Source organism: Flavobacteriales bacterium (assembly GCA_013001705.1).
In the GTDB taxonomy this organism is placed as follows: domain Bacteria; phylum Bacteroidota; class Bacteroidia; order Flavobacteriales_D; family JABDKJ01; genus JABDLZ01.
The window spans coordinates 1-4869 of the sequence record JABDLZ010000059.1 but is presented as its reverse complement, the minus strand read 5'-3'; the positions used below and the strand labels follow the sequence as shown (position 1 = coordinate 4869).

5 protein-coding genes are annotated in these 4869 nt (G+C 48.8%); all 5 read left to right on the top strand.

The window, feature by feature from the left end; all coding sequences use genetic code 11:
- The first annotated feature begins 220 nt into the window (after positions 1–220).
- Entirely contained in the window at positions 221–787 is a 567-nt protein-coding gene (locus HKN79_02150; GenBank protein ID NNC82353.1) for an N-acetyltransferase, read from the top strand.
- A 12-nt stretch (positions 788–799) separates the two neighbouring features.
- On the top strand, positions 800–2128 hold the full coding sequence (locus tag HKN79_02145; GenBank protein ID NNC82352.1) for a peptidase: 1329 nt from the start codon (positions 800–802) through the stop codon (positions 2126–2128).
- Positions 2129–2130: 2 nt separating this feature from the next.
- Positions 2131–2943 (top strand): SOS response-associated peptidase, encoded by an 813-nt coding sequence (locus HKN79_02140; GenBank protein NNC82351.1) that lies wholly within the window; start codon positions 2131–2133, stop codon positions 2941–2943.
- A 78-nt stretch (positions 2944–3021) separates the two neighbouring features.
- Complete coding sequence (locus HKN79_02135) at positions 3022–4278, top strand: UDP-glucose/GDP-mannose dehydrogenase family protein (protein ID NNC82350.1); 1257 nt, start codon at positions 3022–3024, stop codon at positions 4276–4278.
- Positions 4275–4869 (top strand): hypothetical protein (locus HKN79_02130; protein NNC82349.1); only part of this gene is annotated, 595 nt, incomplete at its 3' end. The genes HKN79_02135 and HKN79_02130, both read left to right, overlap by 4 nt.

Here is a 4869-nt window from a genome sequence, read left to right as displayed (position 1 = left end):
GTCACAAAGAGATAGGCGAGCACTTAGGAATCACAGAAAGCAGTTCACGCAGTCAATTGACTAAAGCGAGAATGAAGCTGAAGCACATACTGATGAGCAGAGGATTGGTTTCTGAAGACGAACTGCGATTTGCCTCATAAGGCGCAGTCAGACCCATTCTACAACGGATAAACACCTTGAGTCCAGCACTCAGGAATAGTCAGATATTCGTTGCATGAATGTGCGTTGTGCAAAAATCGATGACCTTCCCCACATCCGGGACATCTATGATCACTATGTACATCATAGCTCCATCACTTTCGACCTGACCACTCCACCTATTGATTCGTTTGCTCAGAAATTCGAATCCAGTCATGTGTTCCTGCTTGCCGAGCAGGGTGGTGTGATTCTAGGTTATGCCTACGCGAACGAGCATCGGTATAAAGCTGCCTACCAATGGGCCACTGAGAGTACGATCTACCTCCACAAGGACCATCTCAATAAAAAGATCGGTGGGCCTTTGTATCTGGCTCTATTGGACCTACTGCAACACTTAGGCTATCTGATGGTTCTAGCAGGTATCACCCGGCCCAATCCGAGTAGTGAAAGATTCCATGAGCGATTAGGCTTCAAAAAGATCTTTTCATATGAAGACATCGGATATAAAAAGGGTCAATGGCACTCAGTCGATTGGTACCGGAAAGACCTGATGCCACCTGCCGCTCAACCGACCCGACCCAAAAGACTGGAAAGTCTGGATACCGAGATCCTTGAGTCGATATTGGGAGCACATAGCACCTCGAATTAATATCTTCATAGTATGAAGCACTTCTGGGTCCATTTTGCCTTGGCCACTCTGTTGGTAGGAATCACCACGTGCAAACAGGTCAAGGACATCCCATCAGATAATGCTGCGCGCACTGTATCGTCATTCGACCTGGCCGAGAAACTCAGGTCAATGGGCTTCACCGTTCAGAAGATTCCCAATGATCACGAAGGAGGTCACATACAGATGACCTACGAATTGTATCTCGAACAACCCATCGACCATAGTGGTAAGCGTAAGGGGACTTTTCAGCAGAAAATCTATCTGTCCCATGCGGATACAGCTGCGAATACCGTCCTCTATCTCAGTGGCTATAACTCCACCAACAACCGCTTTCTGGCCGAACCCACCTATATGTTCAAGGCCAATCAGATACACGTGGAACACAGATTCTTCGGTGATTCCTCTCCGAAGAATATTCCCTATGACTTTCTCACCATCGAGCAATCCGCGGCCGATCATCATCGCATAGTGGAACTACTGAAAGGAATCTATACCGGTCCGTGGTTGAATACGGGCATTAGCAAGGGCGGACAGACCACCATGTATCATCGCTATTTCTATCCGGAGGATGTCGATGCCAGCTTGGTATACGTAGCTCCATTGAATCTGGAGCGCGAAGACCATCGCATCTATGAATTCCTTGCAGAGGTAGGAGAGAAGCCATGTCGGGATCAGGTCCTGGCTTTCCAACTCGAGCTCTTGCTCAACTACGATTTTGCCTTCCAGCTTTTCAAGCGGATGTCAGAGGACAGAGCCTATGAGTATGGGCTGAGTATGGAAAGGGCATTTGAACTTTCGATCTTCGAATACGGTTTTGCATTCTGGCAGTGGAATGGGAACTGCTCGACCATCCCGCCATCTGAAAGCAGTTTCGAAGAGAAACTCCAGCATCTCTTCGACATCGATGCTCCGGGATTCTTCACTGCATCCACCATGACAGATATCTTTCCATTCTTCTACCAGAGCTATACCGAGATGGGCATGTATGGATATGCAATAGAACCTTTCAAGGAGCTCACCAATGAATACACGGAGGATTTCTCCAACTATCGCACCTTCATCCCTGAGACCTTCGACCTGGAATACAACGGGACCGTACACCAGCAGATCAAGGAATGGCTGGATACTGAAGCTGAGGATATCGCTTTCATCTATGGGGAATACGACCCTTGGTCAGCAACGGGGTATGAACCCACGGGGCAGAACAATCTCATCCGATGGACCATCCCTGAAGGTAATCATACCAGTCGCATCGCTCATCTAGATCCTCAGGAGATCAAGATATTGAGAGACTCATTGATCATCTGGCTCAACAACTGACCATGTGTGGACGATACATACTCGTGACCAAAGTGACTGAAGTCGAGAAGCGCTTCAATGTAAAAGCGGATCCTTCCGTGCACAAACTATTTGTCCCGGATGTAAATATCGGTCCCGGAGGCCAAGGCCTGGTGATCACCGATGCAGAGCCTCGCGAGTTGCAGATGATGACCTTCGGATTCACTCCTTTCTGGTCAAAGAAGCGCATGTACATATTCAATGCCCGGGCTGAAGGGGACCGCAACAAGGAGAATGACATGCAGTATACCGGTGCACGGGAGATATTCAAAAAACCCATGTTCCGTCATGCCATTCGTGGTAAGCGATGTTTGATCATAGCCGATGGATTCCTCGAAGGACCGGAGAAGGAGAAACTCAGCAAACCCTATGTGGTCTATCTGAAAGACAAGGTCAGACCCTTTGCTTTTGCTGGGCTATGGGATGAATGGGTGAATAAGGAGACCGGTGAGGTGATACGTGGATTTGCCATCATCACCACCGTGAGCAATAGTGTGACTGCCGCTATCAAGCACCATCGAAGTCCGGTGATCATTCAGCCGGGTGCAGAGTCCCAATGGCTCGATCCAGAGGCAGAACTGAGTGAGATCCTACAGATGCTGGATCCATATCCAGGCGATTTGATGAATGCCTATCCAGTAGATCCGGCCATCAAACATCCAAGGGCCAAAGGCATCGAACTGATCACACCGATCGGTGAGCGACTATTCGAAGAGCACGACTACGAATTCCATCAGGAATTGAAGCTCTTGGGCATGGGAATGACCACCGGAAGGAGGTTGAGGAACGAAGAGTGAGGAAATCATCGTGCTCAGCTCGTGTGGGCATTGAAATTTTATGACTTTTGCCCTCGTTCAAGTAGAAGGATCCCCAGCATGAAAATCGGAGTACTCGGTCTAGGTTACGTAGGAATCGTCAATGTCGCCTGCCTGGCCAAACAAGGCCACACCATACTCTGCAACGATGTCAAACCTCAGAAGGTACAGGCAGTCGTAGGAGGAAAGAGCCCGATCAATGAACCGGGAGTCGAAGAACTCCTACAAGAAGGACTGGAAAAAGGTCTCATCATCCCCACAGAGGACTCGGCCCTTCTCATACGTGAAAGCGATATCATCATCACATGCGTAGGCACACCGAGTCAGGCCAGTGGAGAGGTCAATCTGGATTATCTCCACAATGTCATCTATGAGATCTCCCAGCATGTAGAGACCGGCCAACAGAAATATCTCGTGTGCCGGAGCACGGTGCCTCCGGGTACCACTGAATCCGTCTTTGACAAATTCCTAAGTGATAGCGCTGTGATTCCCGTGTTCTATCCTGAATTCCTCAGAGAAGGGAGCGCAGTCAAGGACTTCTACGATTACGGAAGATTCGTGCTTGGAAGCAGGGAAGGGGATGATGTTGCTGCATTGGTCGACATTCTGCATGTCAATCCAGAGCGTCCTTCCTTTATTACCGATCTGCGTACGGCCGAGTACTCCAAGTACATCGATAATTCCTTTCATGCACTCAAGATCGTATTTGCCAATGAGATCTTCACGCTGGCCAATGAATTAGGGGTGAATGTCAAGGATGCGCATTCCATCTTCGTGGCCGATGACAAATTGAATATCTCCAAAAGATATCTCAGACCCGGCCTGCCTTTTGGAGGCTCCTGCTTGCCTAAGGACCTCAGGGAGCTACAGTATCTGATACGGAGTTCTGAGCGGGAATTCGCCTTATTGCCGAGCATGATCCCGAGTAACGATGCTTATGTGGACACACTGATCCAGGAGGTCAAGGATACCGGGGTAAAAAAGGTGGCATTCATCGGATTGAGCTTCAAGAATGACAGCGATGATCTGCGCGAAAGCCCGATGCTCCGACTTCTCAATGCACTGAATGAGGAAGAGGACTATCATATCCGCATCTGGGATGAGGATCTGAAATTGAACAATCTACGGATCGACTTTCCCTACCTCTTCAGCAGGGTCAAAGACATGGATACATGCTTGGAAGAGTGCGAGCTCCTCATCGTTTCGAAGAGATATCTGCCAGAAGTATTGGAGAAAAGGAGCAAAGAGCATCGCATCCTCAACTATTCCGATCAGCAGTTTCTGAGCGAAGAGAACGTACAAAGCCTCTATAGATGAATCCACCGATCAGGTTGAGATACATATTCATCGGAGGAGTCCTTAAACAACATAGTGTACAGAACAAGATCAGCTGCCAGGTCAAGGAGCTACGTGCACATGGGATAGATGCCCACGGTTGGTTCTTCAATACCTTACCAGAGGGCGAGAATAGCGGAGCATTCAACGAGCATATCACCAAACTGCCGCTTCCACTGTATACCAAGCAGCATCGATTCTTCCAGGATTATCACGCAGAGCAATCCTACTATAGCTACGTAGCAGATTATATTCGGGCGCATCAGGATGAGTTCGATCTGCTCTTTATCCGGCAAGTGGGGAATGGACCGGGATTCGAACAAGTCTTGACCGCCTGTCCAGCGAAGACCATCCTCTATATTCCATCCAACCGTATCCGGGAGACCTACTGTGAGCGCAGATATACCGATGATAATTCCTTGGTCAGCAGTCTCTTCAGCTGGTATGCGTATATCCGTTTCTGGTTCAATGAGAAGCGCATACAGCGCAGTCTATTGAGCCGATTGCGTGGGGTGGTGACCTTCACTCCGGAATTCGGTAGAATCATCGCCTCATCTTCCAACAAAGCAATCC